Genomic DNA, 20,368 nt, shown 5'->3' with positions numbered 1-20,368 from the left:
GCCAGGATCAGCGCGTGAGCATCCTTTCTTCCACCGTGAAATTTCTCGCACTGCCTTTAGCCGCTGCGAATTACCGCAAGAATTTGCGGCGCACCCTCGTGGCACTGGGTGTCGATGGCATCCTCGCCGTGCTGGTACTGATTGGCGCCATGCTGATCACCGTCCTGCCCAGCCTGCCGTCCTTCGATGTCGTGACCGACTACCGCCCGAAGATTCCGCTGCGCATCTACACGGCCGATGGCGCACTGCTCGGAGAGTTCGGGGACGAACACCGGGACTTCACGCCGATCAAGGATATTCCCCCGGTCTTGAAGGATGCGCTGCTGGCCATCGAAGACTCGCGCTTCTACGACCACAGCGGCGTCGATTACCGGGGGGTGCTGCGGGCGCTGGTCGCCGACCTGAGCGGCGGTTTCCATCAGGGGGCTTCGACGATCACCATGCAGGTGGCGCGCACCTTCTTCCTCTCGCAGGAAAAGACCATCAAGCGCAAACTGACCGAGGTGGTCCTGGCCTATCGCATTGAATCGGCCTTGAGCAAGGACCAGATTCTCGAGCTCTACATGAACCAGATTTACCTCGGTCAGCGCACGCACGGTTTTGCCAGTGCGGCACGCACCTATTTCCAGAAGCGCCTGCCGGACCTCACCCTTGCCGAAGCCGCCATGCTCGCCGGCATTCCGCAAAACCCCGCCAAGCGCAATCCGGCCGTCAATCCCCTACGCGCCAAAGCCCGCCAGGAACTGGTCCTGAAGCGCATGTTGCAGTTGGGCATGATCACGCAGGCGCAATTCACCGAAGCCGTCGGCCAGCCCCTCAAGATCAGCAACACGCTCCGCTTCGAAGCCCATGCCGAGCATGTTGCCGAGATGGTTCGCCAGAGGGTCTATGCGCAATACAAGGGCGATGCCTACACCCAGGGCTTCAATGTCTATACGACGCTCGACAAGGCCGAACAGAACGCCGCCTACGATTCGCTCCGGCGCAACGTGCTGGCCTACGACCAGCGCCACGGTTACCGGGGTCCGGAAGGTTTTGTCGACCTGCCGGACAATGCGGATGACCGCGACGAGGCCATTGACCGAATCCTGGCCAAGCACCCCAGCAGCGACAACCTGATCTCCGCCGTCGTCACCGAGGTCTCCGCCAAGCGCGTGCTGGCCGAGCCCGCCTCTGGCGACACGATCGAGATCAAGGGCGACGGTCTGCGCTTTGCAACGCGCGCACTGCAACCGAACGCCAGGATGGACATCCGGATCAGGGTCGGGTCGGTCATCCGCGCCAGCCAGGACAACAAGGGGCGTTGGGCCATCAGCCAGATGCCGGAAGTCGATGCCGCGTTCGTCGCGCTGAACGCCGAGAATGGCTCTTACCGCGCCCTGGTTGGCGGTTTCGAATTCTCCCGCAACCAGTTCAACCACGTCACCAGCGCCTGGCGCCAGCCGGGATCGAGCATCAAGCCCTTCGTCTATTCGGCTGCGCTGGAAAAAGGCTACTCGCCGGCCACCCTGCTCAACGACGCACCGCTCTCGCTGCCCGGCGGCGAAGGCGGCCAGGCCTGGGAGCCGCGCAACGACGATGGCTTCGACGGCCCGATGAGCCTGCGCCAGGCCCTCGCCCGCTCGAAGAACGTCATCGCTGTCCGCCTGCTGCAAGCCATCACGCCGCAATACGCCCGCGACTACCTGCAACGTTTCGGTTTCGACGCCGCCAAGCACCCGGCCAACCTGACGCTGACCCTGGGTAGCGGCTCGGTCACCCCGCTGCAGATGGCCGGCGCCTACGCGGTATTCGCCAATGGCGGCTTCCCGGTTACACCGCAGTTGATCCGGAAAATCACCGATGCCCGTGGCAACGTGCTGTGGGAAGCCCCCCCGCCGCCGCCACGCGAAGACGCACAGCGCGTGATCGACGAGCGCAACGCCTTCATCATGGACAGCATGCTGCGCGAGGTGACCCGCAGCGGTACCGGCGCGCAGGCCAGCCAACGCCTCGGACGCAGCGACCTGGCCGGCAAGACCGGCACCACCAGCGACGCATTCGATGGCTGGTTTGCCGGCTACAGCGGTAATGTCGTAGCCGTCGCCTGGATGGGATACGACCAGCCCAAATCGCTCGGCAACCGCGAATTCGGTGCGACGCTGGCACTGCCGATCTGGATCGACTACATGCGCCAGACCCTGGCCGGCAAACCGATCACCGACAGAAAACCGCCACCGGGCGTATCCTTCGTCGATGACGACTGGGTTTACGATGAATTCAAGGGCGACGACGGGGTAAAAACCCTGGACGTGGAGGTATCACCACTCAAATCCATCTTCGACACCTTGCGCAAGGCGTTTGGCGGCTGACCAGGTAAAACCTTCAGTTGCTGAAGTACGAGGCGGCCCCCACATAAATCAACACAAACTATATATAACGCCACCAAAAGGCGAACATCCGCCCCCTCTTGCAGGTCATCGCCATCCTCAATCCATGGCGTTATGATGTTCCCTCAAACCAGAATCGGACACATACCGTAATCTGCATGCCGATAGATACAACTCCCGTTACAAGCTCAGCAAACGCATTGTCAGAGACTGGCGAAGTATCTGGATTGTTCCTGCTCGGTTTAATCGAGTCGTTTTGCCACGTTGACGTCTTTCCAGAAGGCGAGGTGTGGCTTCCTAGCGGGCAGATCGACCCTGACAAGTGGTACCCGCATGGATTGCTCATTACCATCCTGAATCGCGTCGAACAACTCGTCCCATCTTCTCAAAACATCTTTTTCCGCGCCGGCGTTAACTTCTTGCGAAGTTGGTACGAGCAAGGTGCCGGCAAGACCATGATTCACTCGACCATGGACTGGCTCTATGCGAACAAGGAAAGTGGTGGCTACAACACGGTCGTGCGTGGCGGTACCCCTGATGAAATTGGCTGGTGTTTGCTCCAAACAATAGATGAAGCAGCTGGCATTGCCATATACGAAAATGTGATGCCATTACACCCTGACTTTATTCGAGGGGTTTTTTTTGGTGGCTGCGTTCTCTTCGACGATGTGGAGTTTGTGGACGTCGAGTCCACCAGCGAACCCTATGCACCAAACCCGGCCTTCCGCAATACCATAATCACCGTCCGATTTCGCCTCAAGCCCGAGCAATCCAGCCAGGACCTGGAAGCCCGGCTCGATGGCCTGCAGCTTGGCGAAAGATTGGCATTAACTGCGGCAGAAACGGAGAGTCTGGTCTGGCGCTACAAGGGATTGAAAATCCGCAACCTGAAGGATGCGGATTACTTCAATGACATCAGTGACATACTGACTAAGACCATTAGCGAACGCAAGCAAGCAGAGCGTGAGCTTGCCGCTTACCGCAACCATCTGGAAACATTGGTCAAGATCCGTACAGCCGAGTTGGCCACTGCCATGGAAGCGGCCCAGACTGCCAATGTTGCCAAAAGCGCCTTTCTTGCAAACATGAGCCACGAAATGCGTACGCCGCTCCATCAGATCAGTGGCTTGGCAAAACTTGTCCGATCTGACCCCATGACGCCCAAACAAACTGAACGCATGGATAAGCTCGATCTAGCCTTGCGGCACATGACCAGCGTTGTCGGAGCGATTCTGGACCTGACAAAGCTAGAAGCCGACAAGTTGCAAGTCGAGGAAGGGCCGGTTTCCATCGATGATCTTTTGCGCGATGTGGAAACTTCGCTGTATACCAAGGTCGACGCGAAGGGGCTGCAATTCAAGACCGAAGCGGTAAAGCTATCTACAGGGCTACTGGGAGATCCGGAAAAAATTCGAAGCGCACTGCTGAATTTTGCGGAAAATGCGATTCGGTTCACCGAGGCGGGGCATGTGGCCATCCGCGTCAGGCTGCAAGAAGAGGATACCGCCAGTGCGCTACTGCGTTTCGAGGTCGAAGACACCGGTATCGGGATCGCACCGGAAGTGCTACCGAGGCTGTTCAACGTTTTTGAGCAGGCAGACAACTCCATGACTCGCAAGTACGGCGGGGCAGGTATCGGGCTGTTTTTCACAAAAAAACTGGCCCAACTCATGAGCGGGGATACGGGCTGCGAAAGCACGCTGGGCAAGGGCAGCACCTTCTGGTTCACCGTCCGGTTGAAGAAGCAGCTTACGGCCGCTTCTTGATCGGCAAGCCACCGTAGGTCTTTCTTATATCGCCAGCCCACAATGCGGAGGCAGCCTGCACCTCAGCACTGCGCTGCTGATTTCCGCGAAAAATGCCGGATACTGCCCATAGTGCGGCCATCCCGCACTATGGGTTTAAACATGCATGTACCGATTTTAGCTACGCTGATGCAGGAAGAAGACCGAGATCACGCGACACGTGCCTAAGGTAGAGGCCCCTTCAGAGAGATCATTCAGCCGTAAGATTGTCCCCCAACAACACTCCAATCAATATGGAAACACATATCACCGACATCGCGCATGTCATTCAGCTCTCGGTTGCACCGGTATTCCTTCTTACAGCGATCTCGACCTTGATCGGCGCGATGAATACACGGCTGGGTCGAATCATCGACCGGCGCCGCGTGGTCACGGAGACGCATGCGGGCAAGGATATGACGCCGGAGGATACCGAAGAGCTTGCATTGCTGGCGCGGCGACGGCATCTCATCTACCTGGCAATATTTTTCGCTGTCGCTGCGGCACTGCTCGTGTGTTTTGTCGTGGCAGGCGCCTTTCTCGGAGCCTTGATGGCGACCGATCTAACACGCCTCGTTGCGGCATTGTTCATCCTGGCGATGGGCTCGATGATTGCGGCGCTATCGCTGTTTTTGCGAGAAATATATCTCGCGGTGAGTGCAGCTTCCCGTTAGTCGCATATCTTTATATCCCCCTTTGCCGCCCACCCAGCGCCAACAAGAAAATCGATATGCCCCGTCCTCGTGAACATATCCGCGACTTTCCCGGCAAACGTTGGCTGAACGTCGCCCTGCGCACGGTTCACCTGCTCGGCATCGTGCTGTTTGGCGCAGCCCTGCTGGGTGCCGCGAGTATTCCATTGGGCGCCGCACTCACCCTGACCTCCGGGTTGGGCATGTTTGCCGTCGACACCTGGGCGAACCCTGCCCATCTGCGCGAAGTTGCCGGTTTCGGCATGCTCGTCAAGCTGGCCCTGATCGCTCTGGCGACGCTTCAACCTGCGTTGGCGCTTCCGGTTTTCTGGACCTTGATCGTACTGTCCACGCTTCTTTCGCACGCACCGGGCAACTTCCGGCATTGCCGGCTGTTCTAAAAAAAACGGGGCATGGTTTGACCCATGCCCCGAAACGCAAGGTAAAGCGGTTACGGCATTACCTTATGCAATTCATGGGCCACAAGTTGGCCCTATAAAAATCAGAGACCTGCCGAGTCCGTCACGCGACATGCGGACAGGATGACGCAGACACAGGGACAAAATGTCCAGACTCAGTAGAGTCCGTCGAACAATTGCACCTGGACGTTCTCACCCGGCAGGATGCCACCACAGGCCTCCGGCAAGACGACGAGGCAGTTCGCCTCAGACATCGAACGCAGGATGCCCGAGCCCTGGTGCGACATGGTCCGCACCTGCCAGCAACCATCCACCTGCGTCACCGTCCCACGCAGATATTCGCGGCGCCCCGGCTGCTTCTTGATGGCATTGGCGGCCTGAGCGGTCAGCAGCGGACGCACAGGCAGCGGGTCGACCCCGGACAGCCGCAGCAGCGCATCGAGTGCGAACTGGGCGTAATTGACCATCACCGCCACCGGATTACCGGGAAGGCCGAACAGCCAGGCATCGCCGATCTTGCCGAAGGCCATCGGGCGGCCCGGCTTGATCTTCAGCTTCCAGAAACGGATTTCACCCAGACGAGCGAGGATCTCGCGAACGAAATCGGCCTCGCCGACCGATACACCGCCGGTGGTGATGATCGCATCGGCCATGCCCGCCGCTTCACGCAACGTCGCTTCCAGTGCGTCGGGACGATCGGGTACGACGCCGAGGTCGATGATGTCGGCACCCAGTCGGGTCAACAGACCGTACAACGTATAGCGGTTGCTGTCGTACACCTCGCCCGGGGCCAGCGGCGAGCCGATAGAGGCCAGCTCATCACCGGTCGAGAAGAAGGCGACGCGCAAGCGGCGGCGTACCGACAGTTCGGCAATACCCAGCGAGGCGATCAGCCCCAGTTCGGCCGGCCCTACCCGCTTGCCAGCCGGCAGTGCGACAGAATTGCGCGCCAGATCCTCGCCCGCCCGGCGGGTGTTCTGCCCTTGTTTCTGGCCAGCCGGGATGAACACCGTCGATCCATCGACCCGTGTCACCTCTTGCACAATCACCGTATCGGCGCCGGCCGGCAATACGGCGCCGGTCATGATGCGTACGGCCTGCCCCTTGCCGACCATGCCGGAAAAGGCATTGCCGGCGAAGGCTGAACCGACGACGGCCAGTGCGGTTTCGCCTTCGGCAGAGAGGCTGTCGAAACGGATGGCGTAGCCGTCCATCGCCGAATTGTCATGGGCCGGCACATCGTAGGGTGCAATGACATCAGCGGCGAGAATGCGGCCCAGCGCGTTGCGCACCGGCACCATTTCGGCATGGGCAATGGATGAAATGCTGTCCAGAATGCGCTGGCGCGCCTCGTCGGCAGACAGGCTGGGATCGTCGATGGCCGGAGACTGGCACGAGGAGGTATCGGTCATGGCATCACTTCTTGGCATTGGGGAAGAAAACCTGCTGGCCGTCGGCGCGGAAGGCGGCAATCGCCTCCTGGCCGGCCGGCGAAATCAGCCACTGGGCAAAGCGCTCGGCGGCTTCCTTTTTGACATGGGGATGGCGCGCCGGGTTCACCGGGATCACGCCATACGGATTGAACAGGACAGGATCGCCAGCCAGAACCAGATCCAGATCGCGACGGTTCTTGAAGGCATACCAGGTGGCGCGATCAGACAAGGTATAGGCACCGATGGCGGCCGCCATGTTCAGCGTCGGCCCCATGCCGCTCCCCGTTTCCTTGTAACCGGCCAATGTCTTCGGCTCGATACCAACATCCTTCCACAAGCGCAGTTCAGCCGCGTGCGTTCCGCTCTTGTCGCCACGCGAAACAAAAGGCTGGCCAGTCCCGGCGATGGCCTTCAGCGCCGCACCGGCACTGGAGGCTGCACGTACCCTGGCCTGATCGTCTTTCGGGCCGATGACGATGAAGTCGTTGTACATCACGTCCTTGCGATAGCTGCCATAGCCCTCGGCGACAAATTTGTCTTCGGCCGCCCGATCATGAACGAGCAAGGCATCGGCATCGCCGCGCCGGCCGATATCGAGCGCCTGCCCGGTGCCAACCGCCACGACACGCACCTTGATACCGCTTGCCTGCTCGAATTTCGGCAGAATCCAGCCGAAGAGGCCCGATTGCTCCGTCGACGTAGTCGAGGCAACGACCAGCATTTCCTGAGCTTGAGCCGAGCCGACCAGCAGCCCACAAACGAACATCAGCGATCGAAGGCGATTCGCCATGGCAGTTCTCCTTGCATGAAGGCCCGCGCCGCAGCGGATTGCGGACGGGCAAAAAAACGCTGAGCCGATTCGTGCTCCTGCACGCGACCGCCGGCCAGAAAAATGATGTCATCGGCCAGACGTGTCGCCTGGCCGAGGTTATGGGTCGTCATCAGGACCTTGGCGCCGTCGGTACGAATCTCGCGAATGATCCGTTCAACCGCCTCGGTGGCGCTGGGATCGAGGCTGGCGGTGGGTTCGTCGAGCATCAACAGGCGCGGCCGCATGGCCCAGGCACGCGCCAGGGCCAGACGTTGACGCTCGCCACCGGACAGCAGGCGCGCACAGTCAGCGGCGCGATGGGCTAGACCGACACGCTCCAGCACTTCGTTCGTCCGTTCCTTCCGTTCCGCCGCACTGAGCGACTGCGGTCGCAGCGCAAACTCGACATTGGTGAACACAGACAGCCGGAGCAGCATCGGCTGCTGGAAAACCATCGCCATCCGCCCATCCGGACGCCCTGCCCCACCCCATAGTATCGTTCCGCCGTGTGCCGGCAAGAAGCCGGCCAGCAGGCGCAGCAACAAGGTCTTGCCAGTACCGTTCGGCCCGAGGATGACGCTGATCCCATCTCCCGAGAGTTGGAGGTCGAGTCCGTCAAGCACGGCCCGCCCGTTCGGCTGGAAGCGCAAGCCGGAGATATGTAGCGGGAACATCAGCCGTACCTCCGGCTGGCCCAGCAGCGTACCGAATGGGCGATGACGTTGAGGCCGAGGATGATCGTCATCAGCACAAAACCCAAGGCAATCGACAGGGCCAGGTCGCCCTTGCTCGTCTCTAGGGCAATGGCTGTCGTCATGACCCGGGTGTAGCCGTCGATATTGCCGCCGACAATCATCACGGCGCCCACTTCCGACATGGCGCGCCCGAGACCGGCCAGCGTTGCCACCATCAGAGAGAAACGACAATCGGCCAACAAAAGCGCCACGGCCTGCAGCCGGCTAATGCCAATGACTGAAAATTCCGGCGCGTACTCCTTCCAGGCATCTTCGATAATCTGCCGGCTGACGGCCGCAATCAGTGGAATGACCAGCGCAGTCTGCGCAATGATCATTGCCTTCGGTGAAAACAGCAGGCCCATGCTGCCCAGCGGGCCGCTCCGCGACAACAGCAAATAGACCAACACGCCGACAACCACCGACGGAAGACCCATCAAGGCGTTGAGCAACACGATCACAGGGGCGCGCCCACGAAAATCGGCCACTGCCAGCAAGGCGCCCAACGGCAGGCCAAGCAGCGCACCGATGACCAGCGCGTTGAGGCTGACGAACAACGAAAGCCCGACAATGTCGAGCAAACGATGGTCGAAGCTGGCAAGCAGGACGAACGCGTCAAACAGAGTGGCAGTCATGGGGAAATCGCTCGGAATACCGAACAGCAAGCCACCGGCGAGGATACCACCAGCATTCGCCTTGTGTTGCCTGAGTTGCGATGGCGCAAATGCAGACAAAATGTCCCACATCGCGCCACAAAAGACAAAATGTCCCACCCGGCAAGCCCAATCGAAGAATCGATTCTCCATCATTCAATCACTTACGAATACTGGCCCACTCCTTGCAGCATTTTTTCATTGCGACAAGGAGTCGCATACGGAGGAAAATTTAATGAACATGAACAGGCGGCAGTTCTTCAAGGTCTGCTCCGCCGGGCTCAGTGGGTCATCCATCGCATTGATGGGTTTCTCGCCGACCGCAGCCCAGGCGGAAGTACGTACCTTCAAGCTGGCCCGCGCCACCGAAACACGGAACATCTGTCCGTATTGCTCGGTGTCCTGCGGGGTACTCATCTATTCGACGGGGGACAAGTCCAAGAACACCCCGGCCGAAATCATTCACATCGAAGGCGACCCGGACAATCCGGTGAACCGCGGCACGCTCTGTCCGAAGGGCGCCGGCCTGCGCGACATGGTGCAGAGCGCCAATCGCCTGAAATGGCCGGAAGTTCGCGAACCCGGCAGCAACGAGTGGAAGAAGATTTCCTGGATGGAAGCCTTCGACCGCATCGCCAAGCACATGAAGGCGGACCGCGATGCCAATTTCATGGCCCAGAACAAGGATGGCGTGACCGTCAACCGCTGGACCAGCACTGCACTGCTCGCATCGTCGGCAGCCCCCAACGAGGCCGGTTACCTGACCGTGAAAATGGCCCGTGCGTTGGGGATGACCTCGATCGATACCCAGGCGCGCATTTGACACGCTCCCACGGTGGCCAGTCTGGCTCCGAGTTTTGGGCGTGGTTCGATGACCAACCACTGGGTTGACATCAAGAACGCTGATTTGATTTTCGTGATGGGCGGCAACCCCGCTGAAGCGCACCCCTGCGGCTTCAAGTGGGCGATCGAAGCCAAGAAGAACCGCAAGGCCAAGCTCGTGGTCGTCGACCCGCGCTTCAACCGTACGGCTTCGGTGGCCGATTACTATGCACCGGTCCGTCCGGGTTCCGACATCGCCTTCCTCGGCGGCGTCATCAATTACCTGCTGACCAACGACAAGATCCATCACGATTACGTGAAGGCGTACACCAACGCGTCTTTCCTGATCAACGAAGGATTCACCTTCGACGACGGCATCTTCACCGGTTACAACGAGGAAAAACGCAGCTACGACAAGGCCACCTGGTCCTACCAGATGGGTGCCGACGGTTTCGTCAAGGTCGACGAAACGCTGCAGGACCCGCGTTGTGCCTTCCAGATGCTCAAGGCCCACTACGCCCGCTACACGCCGGACGTCGTGCAAAAGGTCTGCGGCACGCCGAAGGAAGCTTTCCTCAAGGTCTGCGAGTACATCGCCGAAACGGCCGCGCCGAACAAGACGATGACCAACCTGTACGCGCTGGGCTGGACCGAGCACTCTGTCGGCTCCCAGAATATCCGCTGCATGGCCATCATCCAGCTGCTGCTCGGCAACATGGGCATGGCCGGTGGCGGCATCAATGCGCTGCGCGGCCACGCCAACGTCCAGGGCATCACCGATTTCGCGCTCTACGCCCAGAACCTGCCGGGTTATCTGGCGGTGCCGACCGATGCCGAACCCGACCTGAAGACCTTCCTCGACAAGAAGACGCCGAAGCTGCTGCGTCCGGGCCAGATGAACTTCGGCCAGAACCTGTCGAAGTGGTACGTCAGCCTGCACAAGGCCTGGTGGGGCGATGCCGCCAACAAGGACAACGGCTTCGCCTACGATTTCATGCCCAAGCTGTCGGGCGCGTCCGACGTGCTGTCGATCTTCGACCAGATGTACCAGGGCAAGATCAACGGATTCCTGTGCCAGGGCTTCAACCCGCTCGCGTCCGTCGCCAACAAGAAGAAGGTGGGCGACGCGCTGGCCAAGCTGAAGTACATGGTCGTCATGGACCCGCTGGCGACCGATACCTCGGAATTCTGGAAGCCGCACGGCGAGTTCAACGACGTCAAACCCGAGGAAATCAAGACCGAGGTGTTCCGCCTGCCGGCCACGCTGTTTGCCGAAACGACCGGTAGTTTCACCAACTCCGGCCGCGTCATCCAGTGGCGCTGGAAGGCTGCCGACGCGCCGGGCGATGCCAAGGACGACACCGAAATCCTGGCCAACCTGTTCCTGAAACTCAAGGACATGTACGCCAAGGATGGCGGCGCCTACGCGGAGCCGATCCAGAAGCTGACCTGGGCTTATCGCATCCCGACCAAGCCGTCGCCGGAAGAACTGATGATGGAGTTCAACGGCAAGGCGCTGGCCGACGTGCTGGACCCGAAGGATCCGACCAAGGTGCTGGTCAAGGCCGGCGAGCAGCTACCGAGCTTCGCCATGCTGCGCGACGACGGTTCGACCACCTGCGGCAACTGGATCTATTGCGGCGTCTGGTCGCAGGCCGGCAACCTGTCGGCACGGCGCGACAACAGCGATCCGTCCGGCCTCGGCCAGACGCTGAACTGGGGCTTCGCCTGGCCGGTTAACCGCCGCATCCTGTACAACCGTGCCTCGGCCGATCTTTCCGGCAAGCCGTGGGATCCGAAGCGTACCGTGCTCAAGTGGCTGGGCGACAAGTGGGGGGGCAACGACATCCCCGACATGCGTCCGGATGCCGCGCCCGACCAGAACGTCATGCCTTTCATCATGACCGGCGAAGGCGTCGGCCGCCTGTTCAGTCTCGGACTGATGGCCGAAGGTCCGTTCCCCGAGCACTACGAGCCGTTCGAAAGCCCGCTCGACACCAATCCGATGCACCCGAAGAACCCGAAGGCCCGCGCCAACCCCGCGGCCCGCGTGTACAAGGGCGACATGGAAGCGTTCGGCACAGCCAAGGACTTCCCGTACGTGGCGACCACCTACCGCCTGACCGAGCATTTCCACTACTGGACCAAGCAGAGCAAGATCAACGCGATCATGCAGCCGGAACAGTTTGTGGAAATTGGCGAGGAACTGGCCAAGGAGAAAGGCATCGCCGTTGGCGACAAGGTCAAGATCCGCTCCAACCGCGGCTTCATCAAGGCCGTGGCGGTGGTGACCAAGCGCATCAAGGCACTCGATGTCGATGGCAAGAAGGTGCACACCATCGGCATCCCGATCCACTACGGTTTCAAGGGGGCGACGAAGCCTGGCTTCATCACCAACACCCTGACGCCGTTCGTGGGCGACGCCAATACGCAGACGCCGGAGTACAAGGCGTTCCTGGTCAACATCGAGAAAGCGTAAGGGAGAGCTGATATGGCACTGCAATCGCTAGACATCAAACAGCGCTCCGCGACCACGACGCCGTCCACGCAAGTGCGACAGACGATCGAAATCGCCAAGCTCATCGACGTATCCGCCTGTATCGGCTGCAAGGCCTGCCAGGTAGCGTGTTCCGAATGGAACGACATCCGCGACGAAGTCGGCAACTGCCACGGGGTGTACGACAACCCCATGGACCTGTCGGCCAAGTCGTGGACGGTCATGCGTTACACCGAGGTCGAGCAGAACAACAAGCTGGAGTGGCTGATCCGCAAGGACGGCTGCATGCACTGTTCCGACCCCGGCTGCCTCAAGGCCTGCCCGGCGCCCGGCGCGATCATCCAGTACAGCAACGGCATCGTGGATTTCCACCAGGAAAACTGCATCGGCTGCGGCTACTGCGTGACCGGCTGTCCGTTCAACGTTCCGCGCATCTCGAAGGAAGACAGCAAGGCCTACAAGTGCTCGCTGTGCTCCGACCGGGTGGCCGTCAACCAGGCTCCGGCCTGCGCCAAGGCCTGCCCGACGGGCGCCATCCAGTTCGGTTCGAAGGAGGACATGAAGGACTACGCCGCCAAGCGCGTGGAGGATCTCAAGGAACGCGGCTACGACCAGGCCGGACTGTACGACCCGCAAGGGGTGGGCGGCACGCACGTCATGTACGTGCTGCACCACGCGGACAAGCCGAACCTGTACCCCGGCCTGCCGGAAAACCCGTCGATCAGCCCGCTGGTCTCGCTGTGGAAGGGCTTCGCCAAGCCGCTCGCCACCCTGGCTCTGGCCGGCGTGGCCCTGGGCAGCCTGTTCCATTACGTCACCAAGGGTCCGAACGAAGTCTCGAAGGAGATTGAGGACGAGATCGAACGTGAAGACAAGGAGGAAGCAAAATGATCCGCGATCCGAAAGACCTCAAGCGTTACGAGCCCAAGGAACGGGCCAACCACTGGGTCGTGGGCATCAGCTTCATCCTGCTCGCACTCTCCGGCCTGGCTTTCTTCCATCCGGCCTTCTTTCCGCTGACCCAGCTGTTCGGTGGCCCGACCTGGGCCCGCATCATCCACCCCTACCTCGGGGTGCTGATGGCGGTATCCTTCCTGGCCATCTTCATCCGCTTCAAGCATCTGAACAAGATGACGCCGGCGGACAAGGAATGGTTGGCCAAGGCGAAGAACATGGTGGATGGCAACGACCACGACATGCCGGAACAAGGCAAGTACAACGGCGGCCAGAAAGTCATGTTCTGGGCGTTGGCCGTGTGCATGCTGCTGATGACGGTCTCCGGCCTCGCCATCTGGCGTGCCTGGTTCGGCTTCGACATCACCGTGGTCCGCCTCGGTGCCGTCGTACATGCCGCTGCTGGCGCCGTCATGATCGCCCTGATCATGGTCCACGTCTATGCCGCCATCTGGGTCAAGGGCACCATCCGCGCCATGTGGTACGGTACGGTCACCCGCGCCTGGGCCAAGCAGCATCACCGCGGCTGGTATCGTCAGGTCACCGGCAAATGACCTGAAGATAAGGCACACCCATCGCTCCCGCTCCGGCGGGGGTGATGCGGCAACCGTTTTACCTTGCGTCTTTGGGGGCTCTGCGGGGAATATTCCGCATCCCCCCGTTTTTTTGAAACACACGCCGAACACGACAAACCGGAATCACGACAGCACCATGCAAAGCCAACCGATAGACTTCCACCCGCCGACCGAAGAAGCCGCCCCCATCCTGCTGCCGGTTACCGCCACGCTTTTTGCCGACCGGGCAAATCGTTTCGCCACCTTGGCCGAACAGCACAGCCTGTCCGAATGGCTGACCTTCCTGGGTGACGTGAGCCGCGCCCAGCACGAAGTCATCAAGAGCCTCCCAGCGCTGCAACTGCCCGATGCGGCAACCCTCGAACAGGCACGCACGCACGGCATGCCTCCGTTGAACGCCTCGTCGCTGCCCCGCCCGGCTGCCTGGCGCATCGCGCTGCAGCAAATCGTGCAGCAACTGGAAAGCAGCGCCCCCGAAGGCGGCCAGGCTGCGCTGAAGAAGCTCCTCGCCGCCCCGGAAAACGAACTCGAACGCCTGGCCGATATGCTGCTCAATGGCGAACCGGACATGGCCCACGCCGCCGAACTGCCGTTCGTTGCTGCCGCGCTGCAAGCGGTATTCACGCAACTGGCCAGCCAGCTCGACGCCAGCCACCTGCAAAAACTCGACAGCCACGGCGTCTGCCCCTGCTGCGGCAGCTTGCCGGTAGCCAGCATCGTCCGCCTCGGCTCCGCCATCAATAACCTGCGCTACCTGCACTGCGCGCTGTGCAACACCGAGTGGAACGTGCCGCGCGCCACCTGCACCGCCTGCGACACCGACAAGGAAGTCGCCCTGCACGAGGTCGAGGGCAGCAAAGGCGCCGTCCGCGCCGAAACCTGCGACGCCTGCAAGAGCTACCTGAAGATCGTCTATCAGGAAAAAGACCCGAATGTAGACCCGGTGGCCGACGACCTCGCCACCCTGGCCCTCGACATGCTGGTCGACGAAGCCGGCTACGAGCGCTCCGGCCCCAACCTGCTCCTCATCGGCGCGCATAGCGGCTAGTGTGGTCTGCTTCGCAATTAACGAAACATGAAAGCTTGTCTTTGTGCCCCTGGCGTTGTTGCTCATCCTCGCGATAGCTTCGGCTATCGCTGCGGTTCGCGCCTAGCCAGGAACACAAATCCAGCACTTTCATTTGTTCCGCCAATCACGAAGTAGACCACTCACCCATCCCTCCACCTTTCTGCCCGGTCCGGGCGAAAAACCATGAACGACATCAAACGCCTTCCCGCGGTCGACCGCGTCCTGCAGCAACTCTCCGATACGATCGAAATCCACGGTCGGCAACTGGTTACCGGCTGCGTCCGCGCCGAACTGGCGGCCGCCCGCGAGGGGCTGAAGCACGGCCTGCCGCTACCCGACGATACCGCCCTGCTCGCCGCCATTCGCCGACGCGCCGACGCTGCCGGCCGTGCCAACCTGCGGCCGGTGATCAACCTCACCGGCACCGTGCTGCACACCAACCTCGGCCGCGCCCAACTGGCCGAGGAAGCCATCGCGCTGATGGTCGAGGCCGCCCGTGCCCCCTGCGCGCTGGAATACGACCTTGCCTCCAGCGGTCGCGGCGACCGCGACGACCTCGTTTCCGGCCTGCTAGCCGAACTGGTGGCCGGCGGTTCACCGGATATTGCCGCCACCATCGTCAACAACAATGCGGCAGCGGTTCTGCTCTGCCTGAATGCGCTGGCCCAGGGCAAGGAGGCCGTCGTCTCGCGCGGTGAGCTGGTCGAAATCGGCGGCGCCTTCCGCATTCCCGACGTGATGCGTCGCGCCCAGGTTCGCCTGCACGAGATCGGCACAACCAACCGCACGCACGACAAGGATTACGCCGAAGCCATCGGCCCGAAGACGGCGCTGCTGATGAAGGTGCACACCAGCAACTACGCGGTGACCGGCTTCACCAAGTCGGTCGATGAGAAAGCCGTCGCCGACATCGCCCATGCTGCCGGCCTGCCTTTCCTGGTCGATCTGGGCAGCGGCACGCTGACCGACTTTGCCGCCTACGGCCTGCCGCCGGAACCGACGCCGCAGCAGGCGCTGGCAGCCGGTGCCGACATCGTCACCTTTTCCGGCGACAAGCTGCTTGGCGGCCCGCAGGCCGGGCTCATCGTGGGCCGCAAGGACTTGATCGCCAAGATCAAGAAAAACCCGCTGAAACGCGCCCTGCGCGTCGGCAAGACCACGCTCGCCGCGCTGGAGGCGACGTTGCGCCTGTATCGCGATCCGGACCGCCTGGCCGAACGCCTGCCGACGCTGCGCCTGCTCACCCGCCCACTAGCCGACATCACGGCACTCGCCGAACGGGTACTGCCCGCCATGCAAGCTGCCCTCACCGGCCAGGGCGTGGTCACTATCGAAGCGTGCAGCAGCCAGATCGGCAGCGGCGCGTTGCCCGTCGAACGCCTGCCATCTGCCGCACTGGTTTGCCGGCCAACGGCCAAAAAACCGGGCAAGGCGCTGATCGCCATCGAAGCCGCCTTCCGCGGCCTGCCGACCCCGGTCATCGGCTATATCCGCGACGACGCTTATCATCTCGACCTCCGTTGCCTGGAGGCGAAGGACGAAGCGCGCTTCGTCGCACAGTTGCAAGCAATGAAATTCTGAGTACGGCCTCGCACGGCGGTCTGCGTACCGCCTGCCGTCCTCTCCCGCGTCGGTAACGGCGCCCCCGTAAATCCGGGCATCTCCGTGCCCGGATGGTTCAACCAATGGAGACGAGACCATGACCTTCAATCGACGACAATTCCTCGCCGCCGGCGCGGCGCTGGGTGCGACGGCGAGCATCGCCGCACCGAGCAGCCCCCTGCCTTTCCTGATCCAGATGCAGTCCGACCCGCTGCTGCCCAAGGCGTCCGGCAAGCGCGTGGTGATTTGTGGCGGCGGCTGGGGCGGTGTAACCGCCGCCAAGCACCTGCGTCAACTCGACCCGACACTCGATGTCGTGCTCCTTGAACGCAATCCGGTCTTCTTTTCCTGCCCGATGAGCAACAAGTGGCTGGTCGACGTCGTCGATGCCCAGTTCCTCACCTTCAGCTACCTTCCGGTCGCCCAGAAATACGGCTACACCTTCATCCAGACCGAAGTCACCGCCTTCGAGCGCGACAAGAAGCGCGTCATCACCGCCCAGGGCTGGATCGACTACGACTACCTGATCCTCGGCAGCGGTATCCGCTACAACTACGAAAGCTGGTTCGGCAACGACCGCAAGGCGGCCGAGTACACCAAGGCCATGTTCCCTGCTGCCTACATCCCCAGCGCCGAGCACTTCCGCCTCAAGCAAAGCATCCAGAACTTCCAGGGCGGCGACCTGGTGATGACCCTGCCGCCCCCGCCGCACCGCTGCCCGCCGTCGCCCTACGAGCGTGCCTGCCTGATCGCCGGCCTGTTCAAGCAGCGCAAGATCAAGGGCAAGGTCATCATCCTCGACCCCAAGCCGAGCCCGGCGCCGATCACCGGCGGCTTTCAGGAAGCCTTCGCCAACCTGTACAAAGACCAGATCGTCTACGTGCCCAAGGCAACGATCAGCGAAGTCGACCCGTTCAACAAGAAGATCAAGACGGCAGCCGGCGACTTCAGCTTCGACCATTCCATCCTGATGGCGCCGCATCAGGCCGGCGACATGGCGTGGAAGGCCGGCGTCATCGGCAAGAACGAGGAAGGCAAGCCGACCGGCTGGGCCGGCGTCGATCCCTTCTTCCTCAACCTGAAGGACGATCCGGACGTTTACGTGATCGGCGACTCGGTCGGCATCGTGTCGCCCCAGTTCCGCTTCTACCCGAAGGCCGGCCACGTCGCCAACGCCCACGCCCGCATCGTCGCCAACTACATCGCCCAGCGCGTCAAGGGCCGCCAGCCGACGTACGCCCTGCCCGACAACCTGTGCTTCATGATGGTCAATACCGAGCCGCGCGAGGATATCGCCGTCCGCTTCAAGTACTACGTCAACGACAAGGGCATCATCATCCAGGACCAGGACGACGACAATCTTCGCCGCGACGAACTGGTCACCGAGGACTTCGCCTGGGCCGGCCGCATGTACGAGGACATGTTCGGCTGACCGGCAACGCCCCAGCGCCGACAGGCGGCACTGGGGCGTGTCAGAATACGCCTTTTGACGATACGGCCTTCATCATGTCCCACTTCCTCTTTCTCAACGCCAGTACCCGGGAACCCGGCCATGTCGGCAATACCGAGACGTTAGCCCGACATGCAGCCGCCGGATTGCCGTCGAACAGTCGACAGACCTGGTGCAAGCTGGCCGATCTGGAGATTCCTCCATTCGTGGATTTGCGCCACACCGCCGGCACCTACCCGATGCCCGTCGGTGAAGCCAAGCCCTTGCTCGACCTGACCCTGGAAGCGACCGATCTGGTCTTCGTATCGCCGGTTTATTGGTTTTCCGTCCCGTCGCCGCTGAAGACCTATCTCGACCACTGGAGCGCCTGGCTACGCATCCCCGGCGTCGAATTCAAGGAAAGGATGGCCAATAAGCGTCTTTGGGTCATCGCCACCAGCGGTAACCGCGAAAAAGCACAACCCATGTTCGACAGCTACCGCCTATGCGCCGAATTCCTTGGCATGCAGTTCATGACGCCGCTGTGGGGCAAGGGCGGCGCGCCGGACGCGGTACTCGCCGACGAGGCTGCACTGGCCGCCGGAGCCACGCTCTTCCAGGCCGTCTAACCCATGATCATCGGTACCGCGGGCCACATCGACCATGGCAAGACCACACTGGTCAAGGCACTGACCGGCGTTGACTGCGACCGTCTAAAGGAAGAAAAGGCGCGCGGCATCACCCTCGATCTCGGCTATGCCTATGCCCCACTGCCTGACGGTGACCGACTTGGCTTCATCGACGTACCGGGCCACGAGAAGCTCATCCACAACATGCTGGCCGGCGCAACCGGCATTGATTTCGCTCTCCTTGTCATCGCCGCCGATGACGGCCCCATGCCGCAGACCCGCGAGCATCTCGATATCATCGAACTACTCGGCATCCGCAACGGTGCCGTCGCACTGACCAAGATCGACAGCGTATCGCCCGAACGCCTGACACTGGTCAAGGCTGAAATCGCCTATCTGCTCGCCGACACCATGCTCATGGACGCCCCGCTTTTTCCGGTCGCGGCGGTGACCGGCGAGGGCATCGCTGATCTACGTACCTATCTCGACCAACAGGCAGGACAACTCGGCACCAGAAGCCGGCAAGGCGGCTTCCGCCTTGCTATCGACCGCTGCTTCACGCTCTCCGGCGCCGGAACGGTTGTCACCGGAACGGCGTTTTCGGGCGCGGTGCACACCGGCGATACGCTGCTCCTCTCCCCCCCTGCCAAATCCGTCCGTGTCCGCAGCCTGCGCGTCCAGGACACCACGGCAGATACCGGTTGCGCCGGCCAACGCATTGCGCTGGCGCTGGCTGGCATCGAGAAAGCCGACGTCGCGCGCGGCATGTGGCTGCTTGCCCCCCGGCTTCATGCCCCGATTCGCCGTTTCGACGCCATGATCCGCGTCCTGCCCGGCCAACCGAAGCTCAAGCACTGGACACAGGTTCATCTTCACCTCGGCGGCGAGGACGTACCCGCCCGCATCGCCCTGCTCACAGCCGACGAAATATCGCCCGGCGACGAACAGTGTGCTCAGATTACGCTCGAACGCGATATTGGCGCCCTATCCGGCGACCGTTTCATCCTGCGCGATGCCGCCGCCCGCCACACCATCGGTGGCGGCCGTGTGCTCGATATCTTTCCCCCCACGCGCAAGAAGCGCACTCCGGAACGACTGGCCATGCTCGCCGCGCTGGCCGACGACAACCCGGCGACGGCCCTGCAACTGGCCAGCAGCCAGCACGCCTCGGGCGTTGACCTCGATCTCTACGCGCTCAACCGCAATCTCGACAGCGATGCACTGCACGCCATCGTAGGCCAGCTCGGCCTCAGGCAGGTCGGCAGCACCGCCTTCTCGGCAACCAACTGGCAGGCGCTGGAAGAACGCCTGCTTGCCGCACTGGCTACCGAACACATGCGGGCACCCGACATGCCCGGGGTCGAACGCGACCGCCTGCGCCGCCTGACCCTGCCGACGCTCGACCGCGCCGTTTTCGATGCATTGCTCGCAGCACCGCTGGGCGACGGCCGCATCGCCCAGACCAATGCCTGGCTGCACCATCCCGAACACCGTGTCCAAATGGCCGCCGACGACCACGACCTGTGGCAGACACTCAAGCCACTGCTCGATGCCGCCCCGTACAACCCGCCGCGCGTCCGCGACGTGGCCAATGCAACCGGTGTCCTCGAAGACACCGTACGCGCCCTGTTCAAGCGCGTCGCCCGCATCGGCGAAGCCTACCCGGTGGCCCACGACCACTATTTCACGGCATCCGCGGTGGCCGATCTGGCCAGACGCGTGGCTGCCATCAACGAGCGCGACGGTATGGCCCGCGCGGCCCCCCTGCGCGACGAAATTGGCGGCGGACGCAAAGTTGCCATTCACATCCTCGAATTCTTCGACCGGATCGGCTACACTCGCCGGGTTCGCGATACCCACGTATTACGCGGGAATCCGGCGCAATTCGGTACATGA

The 20,368-nt window shown here is 61.9% G+C and carries 16 protein-coding genes; 12 read left to right on the top strand and 4 right to left on the bottom strand.

Annotated features, from left to right (window positions below; genetic code table 11):
* The first annotated feature begins 14 nt into the window (after positions 1–14).
* The 4 genes from AB6Q56_RS06015 (at position 15) to AB6Q56_RS06000 (ending at position 5,246) form a co-directional block, all read left to right on the top strand.
* Positions 15–2,351 (top strand): penicillin-binding protein 1A, encoded by a 2,337-nt coding sequence (locus tag AB6Q56_RS06015; RefSeq protein WP_434516186.1) that lies wholly within the window; start codon positions 15–17, stop codon positions 2,349–2,351.
* A gap of 98 nt (positions 2,352–2,449) precedes the next feature.
* Positions 2,450–4,135 (top strand): sensor histidine kinase, encoded by a 1,686-nt coding sequence (locus AB6Q56_RS06010; protein ID WP_434516185.1) that lies wholly within the window; start codon positions 2,450–2,452, stop codon positions 4,133–4,135.
* A gap of 272 nt (positions 4,136–4,407) precedes the next feature.
* On the top strand, positions 4,408–4,827 hold the full coding sequence (locus tag AB6Q56_RS06005; RefSeq protein WP_434516184.1) for a DUF2721 domain-containing protein: 420 nt from the start codon (positions 4,408–4,410) through the stop codon (positions 4,825–4,827).
* A 56-nt stretch (positions 4,828–4,883) separates the two neighbouring features.
* Complete coding sequence (locus AB6Q56_RS06000) at positions 4,884–5,246, top strand: hypothetical protein (protein WP_434516183.1); 363 nt, start codon at positions 4,884–4,886, stop codon at positions 5,244–5,246.
* A gap of 173 nt (positions 5,247–5,419) precedes the next feature.
* On the opposite strand, the gene moeA is transcribed toward AB6Q56_RS06000, so the two are convergent.
* The 4 genes from moeA to AB6Q56_RS05980 are packed head-to-tail and all read right to left on the bottom strand — an operon-like array spanning position 5,420 to position 8,877.
* A complete protein-coding gene (gene moeA, locus AB6Q56_RS05995; protein WP_434516182.1) occupies positions 5,420–6,676 on the bottom strand; it encodes a molybdopterin molybdotransferase MoeA in 1,257 nt (418 codons plus the stop codon).
* A 4-nt stretch (positions 6,677–6,680) separates the two neighbouring features.
* Complete coding sequence (locus tag AB6Q56_RS05990; protein ID WP_434516181.1) at positions 6,681–7,487, bottom strand: substrate-binding domain-containing protein; 807 nt, start codon at positions 7,485–7,487, stop codon at positions 6,681–6,683.
* Positions 7,463–8,182 carry an ATP-binding cassette domain-containing protein gene (locus tag AB6Q56_RS05985; protein WP_434516180.1) on the bottom strand — a complete coding sequence of 240 codons (720 nt, stop codon included), beginning with the start codon at positions 8,180–8,182 and terminating at the stop codon, positions 7,463–7,465. The genes AB6Q56_RS05990 and AB6Q56_RS05985 overlap by 25 nt, the downstream gene beginning before the upstream one ends.
* Entirely contained in the window at positions 8,182–8,877 is a 696-nt protein-coding gene (locus tag AB6Q56_RS05980) for an ABC transporter permease (RefSeq protein ID WP_434516179.1), read from the bottom strand. The genes AB6Q56_RS05985 and AB6Q56_RS05980 overlap by 1 nt, the downstream gene beginning before the upstream one ends.
* Positions 8,878–9,130: 253 nt before the next feature.
* Here AB6Q56_RS05980 and fdnG point away from each other — a divergent pair, with 253 nt between their 5' ends.
* From fdnG to selB, 8 genes are all read left to right on the top strand, one after another.
* Positions 9,131–12,196, top strand: a complete 3,066-nt coding sequence (gene fdnG / locus AB6Q56_RS05975; RefSeq protein WP_434516178.1) for a formate dehydrogenase-N subunit alpha — start codon at positions 9,131–9,133, stop codon at positions 12,194–12,196.
* A 12-nt stretch (positions 12,197–12,208) separates the two neighbouring features.
* Entirely contained in the window at positions 12,209–13,105 is an 897-nt protein-coding gene (fdxH, locus tag AB6Q56_RS05970; protein ID WP_434516177.1) for a formate dehydrogenase subunit beta, read from the top strand.
* Positions 13,102–13,722 carry a formate dehydrogenase subunit gamma gene (locus AB6Q56_RS05965; protein WP_434516176.1) on the top strand — a complete coding sequence of 207 codons (621 nt, stop codon included), beginning with the start codon at positions 13,102–13,104 and terminating at the stop codon, positions 13,720–13,722. The genes fdxH and AB6Q56_RS05965 overlap by 4 nt, the downstream gene beginning before the upstream one ends.
* A gap of 157 nt (positions 13,723–13,879) precedes the next feature.
* On the top strand, positions 13,880–14,791 hold the full coding sequence (gene fdhE / locus AB6Q56_RS05960; RefSeq protein ID WP_434516175.1) for a formate dehydrogenase accessory protein FdhE: 912 nt from the start codon (positions 13,880–13,882) through the stop codon (positions 14,789–14,791).
* 204 nt (positions 14,792–14,995) lie between these two features.
* Positions 14,996–16,393, top strand: coding sequence for an L-seryl-tRNA(Sec) selenium transferase (selA, locus tag AB6Q56_RS05955; RefSeq protein ID WP_434516174.1), 1,398 nt, complete (start codon positions 14,996–14,998; stop codon positions 16,391–16,393).
* 118 nt (positions 16,394–16,511) lie between these two features.
* Entirely contained in the window at positions 16,512–17,846 is a 1,335-nt protein-coding gene (locus AB6Q56_RS05950; protein ID WP_434516173.1) for an NAD(P)/FAD-dependent oxidoreductase, read from the top strand.
* Positions 17,847–17,920: 74 nt separating this feature from the next.
* Entirely contained in the window at positions 17,921–18,472 is a 552-nt protein-coding gene (locus tag AB6Q56_RS05945) for a flavodoxin family protein (protein ID WP_434516172.1), read from the top strand.
* Between the two features lie 3 nt (positions 18,473–18,475).
* Positions 18,476–20,368 (top strand): selenocysteine-specific translation elongation factor, encoded by a 1,893-nt coding sequence (selB, locus tag AB6Q56_RS05940; RefSeq protein ID WP_434516171.1) that lies wholly within the window; start codon positions 18,476–18,478, stop codon positions 20,366–20,368.

Origin of the sequence: Dechloromonas sp. ARDL1 (assembly GCF_051122455.1) — a bacterium.
Classification (GTDB): Bacteria; Pseudomonadota; Gammaproteobacteria; order Burkholderiales; family Rhodocyclaceae; genus Azonexus.
Note: the sequence above shows the minus strand (reverse complement) of the source record. Positions and strands in the feature narration are given on the sequence as shown.